We start from the raw sequence: 15,657 nt of genomic DNA, 5'->3' as shown, positions 1-15,657 counted from the left end.
TATTGCGTTCGACGCTCAGATTCCGAGACCACCGGCGATATTTACGGTCTCACCGTTGATGTAGCCCGCGGAAGGTCCGGCGAGGAAGCAAACGGTTTCCGCCACTTCTTCGAGGGTCGCAATGCGACGGATCGGATGCATGTCGAGGATGGCTTCACGGTTCGGAAGCTCACCGGCAACGTCAGAGGCCATGTCCGTGGGCATGATGCCCGGTTGTACGACGTTCACAGTGATATTGCGGGGGCCAAGGTCGCGCGCGATGCCCTTCGCGTACCCGGCGAGCGCCCACTTTGTCCCGGTATAGTCGGCGACACCCGGGAAGGGCACGTATGAGCCGAGGAGAGAGCCGATGAAAATGATCCGGCCACCGTCGGTCAGTTTGGGTGCCGCCGCGCGCGTGATAGCGATCGTGCCCATAACATTTACCTGCCACTGGCGATTATATTTGTCTCCATCGAGCTCGGTATCGTCGACCTTGTGGCCCTGGATCGCGATGCCGGCATTGTTGACGAGGATGTCGAGCTTGCCGAATTCGGCAATCACCGACTCGATCAGAGGCTTGGCGACCGTGAGGTCCGCTTGGTCGGCCTTGATCGCAATCGCGCGAACACCCTTTGCCTTGAGCTTCTCCACGACGGCTTCGGCTTTCTCGGCCGAGGCGGCGTAGCTGATCGCAACGTCTGCTCCCTGATTGGCAAACGCCTCCGCCGTGGCAGCGCCGAGTCCGCGCGAGCCGCCCGTAATGAGCACGGTCTTGCCCTTCAATATGTTCGACATGAGAATCCCTTTCTGTGGATGATCAGGGCGCTGCCTGATCTGGTGAGCGAAAGCGGCCCGTTTTCATAACAGGCATTACGATAACGCTTGGTATGAAATTTGACAGAGGCAGTCAAGTGTTTTAAATAACGGTCATTATGAAAAAGACCGGGTTGCGCTGATGGGACGCCATCGCGAATTTGATGTGGAGAAGGTGCTCGACGCTGCGCTGTGCGTTTTCTGGCGCAAGGGCTACGAGGGCGCATCCTATGCTGACCTGACAGAGGCTGCCGGCGTTGAGAGGCCCGCCCTCTATTCTGCATTCGGCAACAAGGAGGCTTTGTTCCGCCGAGCCCTGGATCGCTATTATGAGCGATACCTGGATTTCATCCCGAAGTCGCTTGAGCTCCCGACAGCGCGGGCAGTTGCTGCGCATATCCTTTACAGTGCAGCCGAACTCAATACACGTTACTCCCACCATACGGGGTGTCTGGGTATAAACGGGGTTTTGGCAGGATCTGATGAAGCGGAGCCAGTGCGTCAAGCGCTGATCGAAGCTCGCGCCGGCGGTGAGGCGCAGCTTCGTGAACGCTTCGAACGGGCAAAGGCCGAAGGCGACTTACCGAAGACGGCCAAACCGGATGCCCTTGCGGCATTCGTGATGGCTGTCTCTCACGGCATGGCGGTGCAGGCCAAAGCCGGCTTTAGCCGCGAGATGCTGGAGGCCGTTGCCGAGCAAGCACTTTCCGCGTGGCCTGCGGGTAATTCCACGTCTTCGGAAAAGTCATCCTGAAGCGCTAGTCGACAGCGATTCCGAGAGCACCGGCCAATGTCTTGAACACCGGCGTATAGAGGTAACTCAGACTCCGGGCGGTCGTGGCGGTGATATGGTCTGAATCCTTGTACAGGGGCAGGCCGTTTCGCATGCTGTCACACCGGCCATTGTCGCAGATACCCTGGAGCGCATCGACGGTGATTGCCCCGTATTTTGCAGCGTATTCGCTAAGCATATCACGGGAGACTGCCTGCCTCTCGGACGTGTAGGCCCATGACGGTGCAATGTCGGTAGATGTGCCTCTCGTTGCCGCTTTGGCAAGGGCTTCCGGCATGTAGTGCCCCATTTCCGGAACATCCATCACAAGCACCACTTGCGTACCCTGCCGTTTGAGGTCAGCGAGGGTCTGGTCCAGAGCGGCCGCAATGGGCGCCGATTCGTCGTCAAGCTGCGGGCGGATCTTGGGATCGAAATAAAGCCCCTGGTTAGGTAACTCCGAGCGGAGGACGTATTTAGGCCAATAGGCGATCATGAAGACCAACGGTATGCGCTTGCGAACGATAAGGTCTCGCACTGCCGCATTGTAGTCGACACAACGCAGCGTATCTTTTTGGTCTTTGAGTTCCACATCCGGAAGTGGCGGACATGAGGCCCGTGCGGCCAAAATACCACTGGCACCGGCCTTCGTCGCTGCAAGATCGATGGCAGGCGCCATCGATCCGGAGTGCGAGTCGCCCCAAACGAGGAAATTCACATTATCCGCACCGGGAATTCCCAAGCGGCAAAGGTTGCCCGATTGGATGTCGGAAAGGGACGGACCTCTTCCACTGGTATCCTGCAAGCATTCGGGACTGGAATACCGGCTTTCGTCATAGGTGGCATTGTAGATTTTCTGGGCAACCGGGGTAAGGCGGCCGGGAAGCCCGACTTCGGATATGACATAATTGCCGAAGGCGACGACCGCTATGATAACCGCCGTCGCAGCGGCAAAGACAGGTTTGCGGGAAATCGAGCCGGCATGTCCGCGGAACGGCCGTTCGATCAAATGCCAGGAAAAAACAGCCACCATAAGCGAGATAGCTACGAGCAGACCGCTTTGGATGAAGGTGAGCTCGTGACCGTTCAGGTAACGCGTGAAGACGATAATCGGCCAGTGCCAGAGATAGAGCGAATAGGAAATCAGGCCGATGAACACGAGCGGCGAGGACGTGAGAAACAATCCCGCCGGACCGCGTGCGGCCCGTCCCTGAATGATGAGAGCGGCACCAATGCAGGGGACGAGCGCGGCAAGGCCGGGAAACGAAGTGCTGTCACTATAGACGAAGACCGCAAAGCCTATCAGGATGAGTCCGACGGCAGCCAGGATTTCGCCGATAAATTGCTGTTTCGGCCTGGGCACGACACCCAATGCGAGCAAAGCGCCGAGTAGCAGCTCCCAGGCGCGGTAAGGCGACAGATAAAACGCCTCGACGGGCCTTTGCTCAACGCCCCAGATGCTCGCTGCGAGCGACCCCACAAACAGCAGAACGAGCGCCGGCTTTATCCATTCCCGGCCGATCCTGCTCAAGAGAAGGAGCATCAGGGGGAAGACGATGTAGAATTGTTCTTCGATGGCAAGCGACCATGTGTGCAACAACGGCTTCAGCTGGGCGCTTATATCGAAATATCCGCTCTCCCTGTTGAGCTGGATGTTGGAAACAAAAAGAGCCGCCGCTTTCACGCTGCGAGCAAAATACTCAAATTCGACCGGCATGAAAAATAGCCATGCCATCACCGCCGACGCTGCGATCATTGCGAACAGCGCCGGAAAAATGCGGCGAATGCGGCTTTCGTAAAACCGCCAGAGGCTGAAATCGCCCTGGTCGATTCCCCCAATGATCCGCAAGGCCATCAGATAACCGGAAATGACGAAGAACACGTCGACGCCAACGAATCCGCCCTGAAAGCCGGACATGCCGGTGTGATAGAGTACGACCGGCAAAATCGCGATGGCCCGGAGGCCGTCGATGTCGCGCCGGTAGGTCAGGCTGTCGCGCGACTGCCCGGACGTTGGTAAGCTGACCAATTCCAGTTTACTCCAGCATTATCCGTGGGATTTTTTCCGCGCCGCACGGTACGTGCTTTCTGCGAGGATGAGGATGCAGCCCGCCAATAACAGGATACCACCGGCGAATCCAGACAATCCGCCATATTCCACAGCGGCCGCAATGACGCCAATCAATGCAATTGACCAGAGTGCAAGAGCGCCGTCATCGATGAACATGCCGATCAGTTCTCGTATGGCAGTGCGTAAGATGTTCATCAGGCGACTGCCTTTACGTTGGAGCTGTAATACCCGCGTAGCATTCGTACGGCGGCAAACGAGAATATTGCGAGGATGGCAAGGATTGCGATCAGCGACAGATCGGCACCCGGCCAATCGGCGCCAAGGCCTTCACCAACCCAGAAGACGCCGAATGCCGTAAGTAGAAGTCCGACGACGAATTTCAAGGTGTTCTCCGGCACCTGCGACAATGGCTTGTGCACGACGAAACCGACGATCAGTACCAGGAGGCACGCTATAGCCGCGCCAAGGGCGGCATAACCGAGCATGCCGCGCCCGGCGCCAACCGCGATGACGATGAAGACCACTTCGATACCCTCAAGCAGCACCGCCTTGAACGCAGCGATTCCTGCGATCCAGTCCGCGCGCCGTTCGGCTGCCTGGCGCTTGAGCTGATCGGTCTCCCTCGCAAAGGCTTCTGCTTCATCGTGAAGCGCAATAATACCTGAAGCACGGAGGATGGCTTTGCGCAGCCAGCGCATTCCAAACAGGATCAGCAGGGTTCCGATGACGAACTGCAGGAGCTCGGTCGGGATCAGTCCGAGCAGCGGGCCGAGGATCAGGACCAGAGCGGCCAGAACGACGAGCGCGAGCCCCGTGCCGATGATGGCGGGCTTCCAGCTGCGGGAAACGCCGACGGCCAGGATAATGGTGAAGGCTTCGACGACTTCGACGAAGGAGCCGAGGAAGGCTGCCGTCATAGTCGATACTATGGTCGTGATGTTGGACATGGAAGGATTTCCGTTCGGCAGAATGGGACAAAGACTACTCGATAAAAAGTCAAGATTCAGGCGGTCAGGAAACCGAAGCGCCCGGATGGAAAGAAAACGTGAGACGAATGTCATTGATCTGCGGCGACAATCAAATGTTTTGTTGCTCGTTCGCGCTTTGGAAAACAGTTTTCTGTTGCTCTTTGTCTGAAGGTGCATTTTGGTTGCAAATAATGGAACATCGCAAATAGTCGGCGATAAACAGTTTTTGAAATTCTCTCTCACCTTCGACCGGGGATAATGCCCTTGAACACACGGATTGATCCGCAGCTTAAAATTATCCTGATCGGCGGCTCGTCCAATGTCGGGAAATCAAGGGTCGCAGGCGCATTGGCGAGCAAAATTGGCTGGCGCTGTATTTCGACGGACAGCCTTGCCAGGCACCCTGGCAGGCCCTGGCGACAGTCAAACAAGAAAGTTCCCGCCCACGTAGCCGAGCACTATCTGAGTTTAAAGGCCAATGAACTGCTGGAATCCGTCATTCTGCATCACCGCAAGATGTCGCCACTCGTCGCGGAACTCGTCCGGGCTACGGTGCACGATGAAGGTATGGACAAACTGGTGCTTGAGGGATCTGCACTTTGGCCTTTTATCACGAGTGGACACCGCATGAAGGAAGTCGGAGCTGTCTGGCTGACAGCCAGTCCCGACACGTTGCGCACACGTATTTATGAAGCAAGCGGTTTCCACAATGCCAGCGAACAGAACCGTGGAATGATCTCAAGATTTCTCGAACGCACGCTGTTATTCGATCGAAAGACCGCCGAACTTGTTGGCGAGCACGGCTGCAAGGTCCTTGATGTTGACGCGTATAAAACGACAGAAGACCTGATTGACGGCATCGTGAATAGCCTCAGAGCCTGAACGAAAATTCGCCATGGAGGGCTGCAAATGGCGTTTTTATGCGCTCCGATGCTCACGTACCAAATGTACGCTGCGCTTCGGTGCTCGAAAACCACCATTTTCGCCACCCCTCGGCGGATTTTGGTTCGGGCTCTCAAGGTATCTCCCACGCGCTAGGCCAAAAATTGGCAAGTGATCTGGCGCAGAGGTCTATCGTCGCCTAAATAGAATGCCGTCACCGGAATCGCACGTATCCACGATTGCGCCTCGTTCCGCAAAGCCAGCAACGTATTGGAATGATTATGACCGAAGGAACGTTGAAGGAACCAAATCTTCAGAATGCGGGGGCTGAAGAAGTCGAGCAGGAATTCGGGACAGCCGGAATTGCGCCGATGGCTCGCCCGAGCAGGACCACACGCTTTTTCATGGGCATCGTCTCCTGGGCAGAAAAGCTCAATCTCAAATATGCCAGATTTGGCAACCCTCCAGTCTATGACAATGCGGTCTTTCCCTGGACAAGCGAGATAGAGAAGGCTTGGCCGGATATTCGCACTGAACTCGACCGCGTTCTTCTGCGTCAAAGCGAACTGCCGGCATTTCAGGATATTTCGACGGACGTCAAAACAATCTCGACGGACAGGCAATGGAAGACCTTCTTCCTGGTCGGATTCGGCGTGAAGTCAGAACAGAACATTCGGGCATGTCCCAAGACATGGGCTGCGGTGCAGAGGATTCCCAACTTGAAGACAGCCATGTTTTCGATCTTCGAACCTGGCAAGCACCTGCCTGCTCATCGAGGCCCTTACAACGGAGTATTGCGCCTTCATCTCGGTTTGATCGTGCCGGAGCCAGGCGACAAGCTCGCCATCCGGGTCAAAGACAGGATATGTCATTGGCAAGAGGGCAAAGCGCTGATCTTCGACGATGCCTACGAACACGAAGCCTGGAACCATACGGACAAGACGCGCGTCGTCCTCTTCGTGGATTTCGTGAAGCCGCTAAAACTCCCCGCCCGTTTCATCAATTGGGCGCTCATGAATCTGGCAATCTTCACGCCGTTCATCCGCGAAGGCCTCGACAACCACAAGGAATGGGAAAAACGTTTCTACGCCGAAGCCGAGACCTTGCGAAATCAGTCCGAGACTTAAGGCTTAGAGCGGTTAGCAGGGGTTGCAAACCGCTCTGACGTTCACGAACGCTCGGTGTCGATTTTAACCTTGACCACATCGCCGGGCAGCAGGATGGTTCCTTCTTCAGCGGTCGTCTCTTCGGTTTTGCCGTTGGAGTTGCGGACAATGCTGTATTGCATGACAACAGGATCTGAGCCATTGCCCCTGCCCAAGGCAGCTGGCGCACTCACCAGCGCTTCGGTCATCAGGTTTTTGTTCATCTGAAGCTTGAAATTGCTTTCATCGAGTGCGGCCTGCGTCGCCTGCATCTCGGTTGCCAATTCTGCCTTGCGCTCGTTATCAAGGTCGGTCTCATTCTGGGTGGATTTGCTGATTTCCTGTTTGGCGCGCAACGAGGCGGTATCAAGATCCAGAAGTTTGCCTTCCATGTCCGCAACCGAGGTCTGCAACCCAAGGAGGCGCGAGTTCACAACAAGGCCCTGATCCGCCAGGCCGCCAATACTGTTGAGCTGCTTGCGGGTCAAATCCAGCTGCCGGTTCTGCACGCCCATCTTTTTTTCAAGCGAACTGATTTCGTTCGTATAGAGCGTCTTGAGATCGTTCAGCCCACTGATCTGCAGATCGAGGGAATTCTTCCTCGTCCGCATGATTGCCATTTCATCGTCGATCAGTCTCTTGGCGTTCGATTTCTCGATCAAATTGTCCGGGACTTTGATTTCCTGTTCGTTGGCCAATTCGGCTTGCAGTCTTGCGAGTTTGACGACCGCCCGGTCGTGCTCGGCTACAATGACATCATAATCCCCGCGCGCATTGAAATAGTCCCGCTCGAAGCGCTGCCCGGCCGTTCGCGGCATTCCGCCAGCAAGGCTGACAGCCTTGAGAACGGTCATTTCAGGCTCGAATGCATATTTTCCTGGCGTCTGCACGTCGCCTGAAACGAAAATTGGCCGAAACTCGGCTATCTCGACGGAGGCTTCCGGTAGATCGCTAAGGCCGAGTTTCTGCCGGAGGTTCGTAGCGATCTCCTTGGCAATCTCGGATGTGGTCTTGCCGCCCGCTGCTATTTCACCCGCGAAGGGAAGGGACAAGGTGCCTGAGGGACCAACCCGGTAATCACCTGTGATCGTGGGCCACTCGCGGAAAGCACCTTCGGCGGTCTGCCATTCGACCACGCGTATAGTTACCTTGTCCATTGGGCCCAAGGCGTAATCTGCCGCATGGGCAGGCGGCGCCAACAGCATCATGAGAAGCAGCAAGCAGCCGTAAAAGAACCAGCGCGTTGCAGCGGTGAAACCGCTTGGCATGCCTGAGCATACACTAGACGGGGAAATCGGGGTCATTTCCAACAATTACTCCTGTAAATCGATCGGGATCGGTGTGGCTGTTCCGCACAAATCTCAGCAAAGCCACCCGGCCCCAGCCTCATAAGCAGGATCGTGTGACATATATGAGGCGGGAATGATCTTGCGCACGATCACAATGTCCCTTCCGAAAAGGCCAATTTCAACGGAATGCTTGTCGAAAACAAGGCATTCGTCGAAGGTAATACCGCCGCCCTCGTATATCCGTTCCAGTCAGACTGGAACGGACGCGAATGATTGTCCGGAAGATATCATAAAAATTGTGCGTTGCAACAGAACGCCGTTTGCACAATGCGAGTTGAATGGCATTTGGCTGCGTTCTTTGGTCGTAATCGCCGGAAATGACAGTGTATTTTACGGGAGTATTATGTAATTTGTGATGGCAATTCCACCTTGTTCGCGTCAAAAACATAATTACATATGCTTATATAGTTGAGTGATTGTAATTAGTTTTGTCTTCTTCTATACAATTGGAGGGGTTGTACCGCCGTGAGATATTGTGTACTTTTTTTATTTGCGCTGCAACATAACGTGAAAATTCGTATTTTGAGTGAAGACAGGACGTGCTTCAGCCGTCCGCGTGCGTTGTACGCTGTATTCGCGAGTCGCAATACCTCGCCGGCTCCAAAAGCGCAGAAAAATTGTGGTTACAAAGTAAGAAAACTGTTATATTCCGGCTTAAAATTAGCCGAGGTGCTTTCATCTAAACTCAAGGGGTTTGGTATAGACAAATTGGCAGTCAAAAAAACATTCATGTACGCGCATTAGCGTCTGTGGGGGGAGATCAAATGACAAGAAACGATACGCCAGCTTTTCTCCGTATAACGAACGGGAGCTGAGCATGAGATTCCCAAATTTTTTAGTTGGAATGTTCGGCGTCCTCATCGCGTTTGCGATCACGACCTACATTCTCACGCAATCTTTGTGGACAACGATCGTCCAGACGGTCCTTTGCGCGGTCGTCATCCAGATAGGATATTTCGCGGTTGTGCTCTTCCTTGTCTCCCGAGAAAAACCGCGGAGGTCCGAGTGGAAGCAGTCCGGGGCCAACGAAACCGGCGCTGTCGCCAACAAGCAACCGCCGTTTAAGTCAATTACCCCAACCGAGACCCACTAGGGTCTGTGATATGCATGCCATGGCGGCCTGCAAACGGCGTTTTTCTGCGCTCCGGTGCTCACGTACCAAAAAGTACGCTGCGCTCCGGTGCTCGAAAACCACCGTTTTCGCCTCGCCCTGACATGAATCTCAACAGACCCTTAAGCGATCCGGAGCAACTTCCGGGCGTCGGAACCTTGCTCTAGACGTCTGCCTCTTGCGGGAGGCCGAAATATTTGTATCCTTGCTACACCGGTCTGGTGTCGGCAAACGCCCACGGACTCCCACGGTGCGCGGTCACAAATAAGCTGAGCCTTCGTGCACCCAATACAGACCCGCACAGTCGAGGGCAGGGGCAATTACAGATAATCCAGATAATAGTGTGTGTGTGATCATCGCTGCGAAGAACGCAGCCGACACTATCGCGGCCGCCATATCCTCCGCCTTGGCGGATACATACGTGACGGAAGTGATCGTCGTCGACGACGGCTCGACCGACGGAACTTCGGAAGCCGCCGGAGCGGCCGATGACGCAAGCGGACGGTTGCGCATCATTCGCTTCGACGTCAACAGGGGTCCATCCCATGCACGCAATCACGCCATCTCCTGTTCCTCGGCAGCTCTGATCAGTATTCTCGATGCCGACGATTTCTTTATCCCGGGGCGCTTTTCCCATCTGCTGTCGAACGGGGACTGGGATATGGCCGCCGACAACATCGTCTTCGTCGATCAGCGTTGGGTCAGCCACTTCAGCACACTCGCCATTGATAAATTTTCTCCGGAAACCTGGTTTCTCGATCTGCCGACATTCGTTGACCGCAATATATCGAGACGCAACAAGCAGCGCGGCGAGCTTGGCTTCCTGAAACCTGTCATCCGGCGCGAGTTTCTGGATCGCCACAGCCTGCGCTACAATGAAAAGCTGCGGCTCGGCGAGGATTACGATCTCTATACGAGGGCGCTGGCCCTGGGTGCCCGGTTTCAGATCATCAACAATTGTGGATATGGCGCCGTCGTCCGTGCGGATTCGCTGAGTGGGCGGCACAGGACAGACGATCTGAAACAACTCGCCGATGCGGACAGGGCACTTCTGGACAGCGGCATGCTGTCGGGAAGCGGGCTGGAAGCAGTCCGCGAGCATGAGCGCCATATTCGCTCCAAGTTCCACCACCGGCAGTTTCTGGACGTCAAGTCGCAGAAGGGACTTGTTGCGGCAGCTGCCTATGGCTTGCGCAATCCGTCTGCGGTTTTTCCAATCGCGAGGGGCATCCTGACCGACAAGATCGATGGAGCCATCAAAAACAGATCGACGGCCCCGCAGGTCAAACCGGAGCTGCGCTATCTGTTTCCAGCAACTTCAAAACGGGCTCTGAGCTGAACGCGGATATTGTGCGTTGCACAATAAAACGCGATGGACTAATCTGTTTCCGGAATAGATCAGGGGTCAATACGAGCGGATGCGCTCAAGTTGTTACGACGACTGAGCCCGCAAAGGACGCAGTTATGATTGACTTGCAGCCAACAGACCCCATGCCGCCAATCAAATACCAGGGTTAGATTTATGAAAATCATTGTCGAGAACACGGTCTGCCTCAATACTGGCGACGCCGCAATTCTTCTAGCGATCAGGCACATCCTGAGAAAAGTCTGGGGTGAAGATTTGCGTTTTCAGGTCTTCGACAGCCAGCCGGAGGTGGCGGCACGACTTTACCCTTCGAAGGAGTATCCGGATCTCGAATTTCACAAACTCCTGTCGGAATCCGTCTTCAAGTACAGCTACGATCAAAACGTCCTGAAGAACGCCGTCAAGCCGCTCTATAACCGAATTGTACTTGAGGCCCTGCGCCGCTTCGGCAGGGGCGGATCCATCGACAAGATGTTGTTCGGCGAGAGCGACCGCCGCTCGCTTGAGATCTACCGGGACGCTGACCTCGTCATCACGACGGGTGGAACCTATCTCGTCGAGAACTACAACCTCGAACGGCGTCTCAATCAATTCCGTATCGATGCGATAGTCGGCAAGGATCCAGTGTTCTTCACGCAGTCACTGGGGCCCTTCAACAAGGACTATAATCGTCAGGAACTGAAACCCGTCTTTGACCGGAGCCCGCTCATTCTTCTTCGCGATTCAAGGTCAAGGGACCATATCGTCGACCTCGTCGACGACCCCGGCAAATGTCATGTGGTGGCGGATGCGGTGTTCGCGCTCGCCGACACGGACCGGATCGCAGGGATTCTGGCTGCGGACCAGACACCGAAAACGGGTCGCGTCGCTATTTCCGTCCGGCACTGGAACTACGTCAAGGGTGGCGGGGACGGCATGCGCCGCTACCTTGATTCCATTCGCAATATCGTCACCAAGCTGGTGCGGGATCAGGGCAAAGAGGTGACCTTCCTGTCGACTTGCCAGGGCGTGCCGGAATATGCCCACGACGATTCCAAGGCAGCCAAGGCGATCGTTGCCGAGCTCGATCCCGAGATTGCCAGCCATGTCAGCGTCGACGCGTCATTTCATACGCCAGAGCAGCTGATGGCTCTCGTAAAGGGGTTTGATTTTGTCGTCGCGACACGCATGCACATGATGATCATGTCACTGTGCGTCGGCACGCCGGTGCTGCCGATCGCCTACGAGTTCAAGACCAAGGAAGTCGCCAAGCGCATCGGTGTATCCGACGTTCTGCTCGACATCGACACGGTGACGGTGGAAGAAGCCGGTGAAAAGCTCGATACCTTCATCCAGAATCTGGAACATTATCGCAAGACGAGCCTCAAGGCTGTTCTTGACGAGCATGCATCGGCAATGTCCGCGACCGGGCTTCTGAAGCCGCTTCTTGCCGCGCCGTCAACGAATGTTGCTCAAAACCTTGGACCAGATGGCCGACAGAGCGCTGCGTGACTGGGGCAGCAAAAGCATCAGGACGAGTGCGAACGCATAATTCAGCAAAACAGCCAGGATGACCGCGAGAAAGTCCGAGCGGGCGATCAGCGACAAGGGTAGCCACCAGTAGGCGAGCCAGGCCAGCAGGGCCGAAACGATGAAGAGGCCTTGCACCAGAAGGACATCCATCGCTGTCACCGGGCCGACGCGCTGCACAAGTACCGCGAGAACAGGAACGCGCAGGACATAGCCGCTGATGGCATAGGCCGCGGCGACGCCGACGGCACCCCAGTGCAGGCCGACGATAAAAGCAACCACAGTCGTGATCGAAGAGTAGATGCCCCAGCGGAACATGGTCTTCGTCCTGTCCTGACAGATGAAAATCCAGCCTGTTGTACTCGAAATGGGCTGAATGAGGCCGGCAATGCCGAGCCAGGCGAAAATCGGTGCGACCGGCAACCATCTATCGCCGAAAAGAATGCCGACGACCTGTTCCGAGGTAAGGGTCAGCGCCGCAATGGCGGGTACTGTGACCGCCGCGAGGATCCAGTTCGTCTGCATGTAGATATCGCGGAACCGCTTTTTATCGTCCTGTATTCGGCTGAGCAGCGGGATCATCAGGCGTGTCAGCGGCTGATTGATGTTCTGCAAAGGGAATAGCAGAAGCTTGTAAGCGCGGTCGTAATAGCCGAGTTCGATCGCGCCTGAAAATTTGCCGATCAGAATATTGTCGAGGTTGCGGGAGAAGAAATTGACGAGGTTGAAGCCTGTAAGGTTGGCGCCGAAGGACATGATGTCGCGATCGATCTTCAAGACCGGCTTGTCCGGCCTGAATCGCGCCACACGCCAGGCTGCAAGCAATCCAACCACGGCCGATGCGGCCGGGCCAAGCACCAACGACCAATAGCCCATGCCGGCATAAGCGGCCACAGCCGCTGTTGCAAAGCCCGCAATGGCGGTGACAACATCGTTGATCGCAAGCTGACCGAACTGCAGATGGCGATTCATCAGGCTGAGCGGCATGGCCGCCAGACTTCCGAGGAAGAGCGGCAGGCCGGCGCCGATGGTGATCCCGACCATGCGCGCATCACCGTAATACGATGCGACAACGGGAGAGAGTGCAACAACGACCGCGGTGCTGGCGAGACCGGCAAAGGCGCTCATCCAGAAGACCTGGTTGAGCTGCCGCTGACTGATCTCCTTGCGTTGAACGACCGCTTGCTGAAGCCCGAGATTCTGGAAAAGCGCGACGAATGCCACGATCGGACTGACAGAGGCGACAAGCCCGAAATCTTCCGGAATGAGCAGGCGCGCCAGAACGATGACGGAGAGGAACTGGACAACGATTTTGATGCCCTGCGCAATGACGGTCAAAAGCCCGCCGCGGAGGGCAACGCGTCCAAACTGAAGCGGTTCGGCACTCACGCGCTTAACTTCGCTTCGGCCAGACGCGCGATCATATGTGCAAACTGATCATTCAAAACATCGGCGTTGAAATCGGCCTCGATCTTTCTCCTTGCAGCCAAAGCGATGCGCTCGCACGCGGCCGGGTGTTCGGCTATCCACAGGAGTTTTCCCGCCAGAGCCTCGGTATCCTTTTCGGGGACGAGAAATCCTGTCTTCTGGTCCTCTATGAGTTCCGGAATCCCCGAGTGATATGTGCTGAGCACTGTGAGCCCGGCAGACATTGCCTCCATGAGGGAGACCGGAATGCCTTCCACATCTCCATCCTGTGCCGTCACGCTCGGCAGCAGGAACACATGCGCTTCGCGCAAGCGCTGCTTGACCTCGCTGTGAGGGCGCGGTCCGAGAAATGTCACCCTGTGCGCGATGTTCAAATCCTTGGCGAGGTGCTTCAGATCGTCGAGCAATTCGCCGCCGCCTATGATCATATAGGCCCAATCGAGGTCTGGATTTGAAATCGAAAGCTGACCCAGCGCGCGCAGGGCGAACTCGATGCCCTTCTTTTCGGTCAAGCGGCAGACCGAAATGAGGTTCAAGGTGCCTTGATCCCAAGAGCGCCACGCATATTCGATCTCATTGATCCGAACGCCCATATGATGCACGACGACGTTTGCTGCCGGCGCCCCGGCGTGCACTAGCGCCTTGCGGAAATAGTCGTTCACCGTCAGTTGAAGCGTTCCCTGATCGAACAGCACATTATATTGCCAGAGGGAGTTGTCGAGAACGGGACGACCGACATCGCGGCCATGGAATATCGTGACCAGGGGAGCGCCAAGTTTCTTCCGCTTCAACACGCGCGCTACACGCAAACCGTTATTGCCGAAATGAGCAATTATGACATCGAAATTTTGGAGCTTTCGCGAAAAGGCAATATCGAATGCCGTCGAAACCTTGTCCCAGAGGGCTGTTGGCAACTTTCGCAAGGACGGGCGTAACGGTGCCAAGGCACCCCACCAGCAAACCGTATTTTCAGACAGTGCTTGCCAATGCTCAGTTCGAGCGCTGCTACCTTGCTTCAGAAGGTTCTCGTTACAGATAACGCCCACCTCGATACCGCGCTCAAGAAACCCATTTACCTGATCCAAAATGAACGTCTCGGACAATGACGGGAACTTGTCGACAACAAAACCAACTCTCATTATCGAGTATTCTTTCAATATATTTATTGGCGGCGCTTATCACGCCACCTGCTTGATATTCCGGCTGGTAGCTTGGTCAAGAACGCTTAGAAAGGTCGAAAACTGGCTCTTTGGATCCATCTGCGGCCGCTCGGAGAATTTCTTTGCAGCGCAAGAAAGCCGGTCATATTCGCCCTTGTCAGTCCAAAGCGTGCGGATTGCGCTGACCCAGTCCTGCAGTGGCGCGTTGTAATCTAGGACAAGGCCGCCTTCGCCAATCGCTTCCGGCAGTCCGCCACGGCGTGACCCCACGACAGGAATGCTGCTGCAATGCGCTTCTGACGCGACGCGGCCCCATGCCTCTTCCCATTTGCTGGGGGCGAGCAGGATCTTGGTGCGCCCATAGACCGTTTTCATGTCGCTGGTGCGATTTTCGAGTTTGACGTTCTTCAAAGGCGCGATTGTCTTTTCGATGCTGGCCCGGTGATCATCGGCAAGCTTCCAGCTTTCGACAAAGAGAAACGGGATGTCAGGACACTGGGCGGCAATCTGGACAGCCAGTTCAAATCCCTTTTCATTGTAGGGATTGATGAACGTCACATATTCGCCGGTCGTCGGCGTTCCGTAGAGGACAGGGTCGATCGTCGGAGGGATGATGGTCGAATCGATCCCGAACTTTTCCTTGTAGGTCCTCGCGGTGAACTCGGAATTCGCGATGTAAAGTGCTGAATCCAGTTCGCGCAGATCGCCGGCAAGTTCATGGAATTCCACGTTTCTGAGGTAAATGACCAAGGGTATCCCTTCAGCTTGCAGGGCTTTGCCTATCGGGACCGATTTGTGGCATTGGACGACAGCGACGTCGGGCCTGAGTCTTTGGACTGCGAAGGCCGCGGCTTCCCAGGGAAACCAGGCCCTGACCACGGGATAGCCCGGAAAACTGTCGACTGCCGCCCGCTGACCCAGGATCTTCATCTTGGCGCGTGCCTTCAATCCGAACATCCCCTGGCCAAACAAGGCAGCCAGAACCGAGGCTTCGTGCCCCTGATTGCGCAATTGCTCGACCAGATGATGCGTACTGGATTGAACGCCACCGCTGAACTGGGGATAGTAGCCGTTGCCGCCCGCAAAAAGCACCTTCATCGC

14 protein-coding genes are annotated in these 15,657 nt (G+C 55.7%); 6 read left to right on the top strand and 8 right to left on the bottom strand.

The annotated features are described in order from the left end of the window. Positions 1-15 precede the first annotated feature (15 nt). Entirely contained in the window at positions 16-777 is a 762-nt protein-coding gene (locus N8E88_RS14945) for an SDR family NAD(P)-dependent oxidoreductase (protein ID WP_262294353.1), read from the bottom strand. A 160-nt stretch (positions 778-937) separates the two neighbouring features. On the opposite strand from N8E88_RS14945, the gene N8E88_RS14940 reads away from it, so the two are divergent. Then, on the top strand, positions 938-1,549 hold the full coding sequence (locus N8E88_RS14940) for a TetR/AcrR family transcriptional regulator (protein WP_262294352.1): 612 nt from the start codon (positions 938-940) through the stop codon (positions 1,547-1,549). A 4-nt stretch (positions 1,550-1,553) separates the two neighbouring features. On the opposite strand, the gene N8E88_RS14935 is transcribed toward N8E88_RS14940, so the two are convergent. The 3 genes from N8E88_RS14935 to N8E88_RS14925 are packed head-to-tail and all read right to left on the bottom strand — an operon-like array spanning position 1,554 to position 4,585. Next, a complete protein-coding gene (locus N8E88_RS14935) occupies positions 1,554-3,596 on the bottom strand; it encodes an acyltransferase family protein (protein WP_262294351.1) in 2,043 nt (680 codons plus the stop codon). A gap of 18 nt (positions 3,597-3,614) precedes the next feature. Next, positions 3,615-3,833 carry a hypothetical protein gene (locus N8E88_RS14930; protein ID WP_315975290.1) on the bottom strand — a complete coding sequence of 73 codons (219 nt, stop codon included), beginning with the start codon at positions 3,831-3,833 and terminating at the stop codon, positions 3,615-3,617. Continuing rightward, positions 3,833-4,585, bottom strand: coding sequence for a COG4280 domain-containing protein (locus N8E88_RS14925; protein WP_262294350.1), 753 nt, complete (start codon positions 4,583-4,585; stop codon positions 3,833-3,835). Before N8E88_RS14925 ends, N8E88_RS14930 begins: the two co-directional genes overlap by 1 nt. Before the next feature lie 285 nt (positions 4,586-4,870). On the opposite strand from N8E88_RS14925, the gene N8E88_RS14920 reads away from it, so the two are divergent. Both N8E88_RS14920 and N8E88_RS14915 read left to right on the top strand, forming a co-directional pair. Next, positions 4,871-5,488 (top strand): P-loop NTPase family protein, encoded by a 618-nt coding sequence (locus tag N8E88_RS14920; RefSeq protein WP_262294349.1) that lies wholly within the window; start codon positions 4,871-4,873, stop codon positions 5,486-5,488. A gap of 281 nt (positions 5,489-5,769) precedes the next feature. Further along, complete coding sequence (locus N8E88_RS14915) at positions 5,770-6,615, top strand: ornithine lipid ester-linked acyl 2-hydroxylase OlsC (protein ID WP_262294348.1); 846 nt, start codon at positions 5,770-5,772, stop codon at positions 6,613-6,615. Positions 6,616-6,656: 41 nt separating this feature from the next. Here the strand turns inward: N8E88_RS14915 and N8E88_RS14910 are convergent, their stop codons facing one another. Then, complete coding sequence (locus tag N8E88_RS14910; protein ID WP_262294347.1) at positions 6,657-7,937, bottom strand: polysaccharide biosynthesis/export family protein; 1,281 nt, start codon at positions 7,935-7,937, stop codon at positions 6,657-6,659. Between the two features lie 862 nt (positions 7,938-8,799). Between N8E88_RS14910 and N8E88_RS31550 the strand changes: the two genes are divergently transcribed. The 3 genes from N8E88_RS31550 to N8E88_RS14895 all read left to right on the top strand — a co-directional run bounded on the left by N8E88_RS31550 (position 8,800) and on the right by N8E88_RS14895 (position 11,950). Continuing rightward, entirely contained in the window at positions 8,800-9,075 is a 276-nt protein-coding gene (locus N8E88_RS31550) for an exopolysaccharide production repressor protein (protein WP_315975289.1), read from the top strand. A gap of 361 nt (positions 9,076-9,436) precedes the next feature. Next, the gene (locus N8E88_RS14900; RefSeq protein WP_262294346.1) at positions 9,437-10,432 is read left to right on the top strand and encodes a glycosyltransferase family 2 protein; all 996 of its coding nucleotides are present in this window, start codon (positions 9,437-9,439) and stop codon (positions 10,430-10,432) included. Between the two features lie 183 nt (positions 10,433-10,615). Next, positions 10,616-11,950: a polysaccharide pyruvyl transferase family protein gene (locus tag N8E88_RS14895; protein ID WP_262294345.1), complete on the top strand. Its 1,335-nt coding sequence runs from the start codon at positions 10,616-10,618 to the stop codon at positions 11,948-11,950. Here N8E88_RS14895 and N8E88_RS14890 read toward each other — a convergent pair. Genes N8E88_RS14890 through N8E88_RS14880 form a run of 3 tightly spaced genes read right to left on the bottom strand, consistent with a single transcriptional unit; the run spans position 11,897 to position 15,654 of the window. After that, on the bottom strand, positions 11,897-13,357 hold the full coding sequence (locus N8E88_RS14890; protein ID WP_262294344.1) for a lipopolysaccharide biosynthesis protein: 1,461 nt from the start codon (positions 13,355-13,357) through the stop codon (positions 11,897-11,899). The genes N8E88_RS14895 and N8E88_RS14890 overlap by 54 nt on opposite strands. After that, positions 13,354-14,535, bottom strand: a complete 1,182-nt coding sequence (locus N8E88_RS14885) for a glycosyltransferase (RefSeq protein WP_262294343.1) — start codon at positions 14,533-14,535, stop codon at positions 13,354-13,356. Before N8E88_RS14885 ends, N8E88_RS14890 begins: the two co-directional genes overlap by 4 nt. 39 nt (positions 14,536-14,574) lie before the next feature. Beyond that, complete coding sequence (locus N8E88_RS14880; protein WP_262294342.1) at positions 14,575-15,654, bottom strand: glycosyltransferase; 1,080 nt, start codon at positions 15,652-15,654, stop codon at positions 14,575-14,577. Between the last annotated feature and the right edge of the window lie 3 nt (positions 15,655-15,657).

This window comes from Phyllobacterium zundukense (genome assembly GCF_025452195.1).
GTDB lineage: Bacteria > Pseudomonadota > Alphaproteobacteria > Rhizobiales > Rhizobiaceae > Phyllobacterium > Phyllobacterium zundukense_A.
This window is presented reverse-complemented; position numbering and strand designations above follow the sequence as displayed.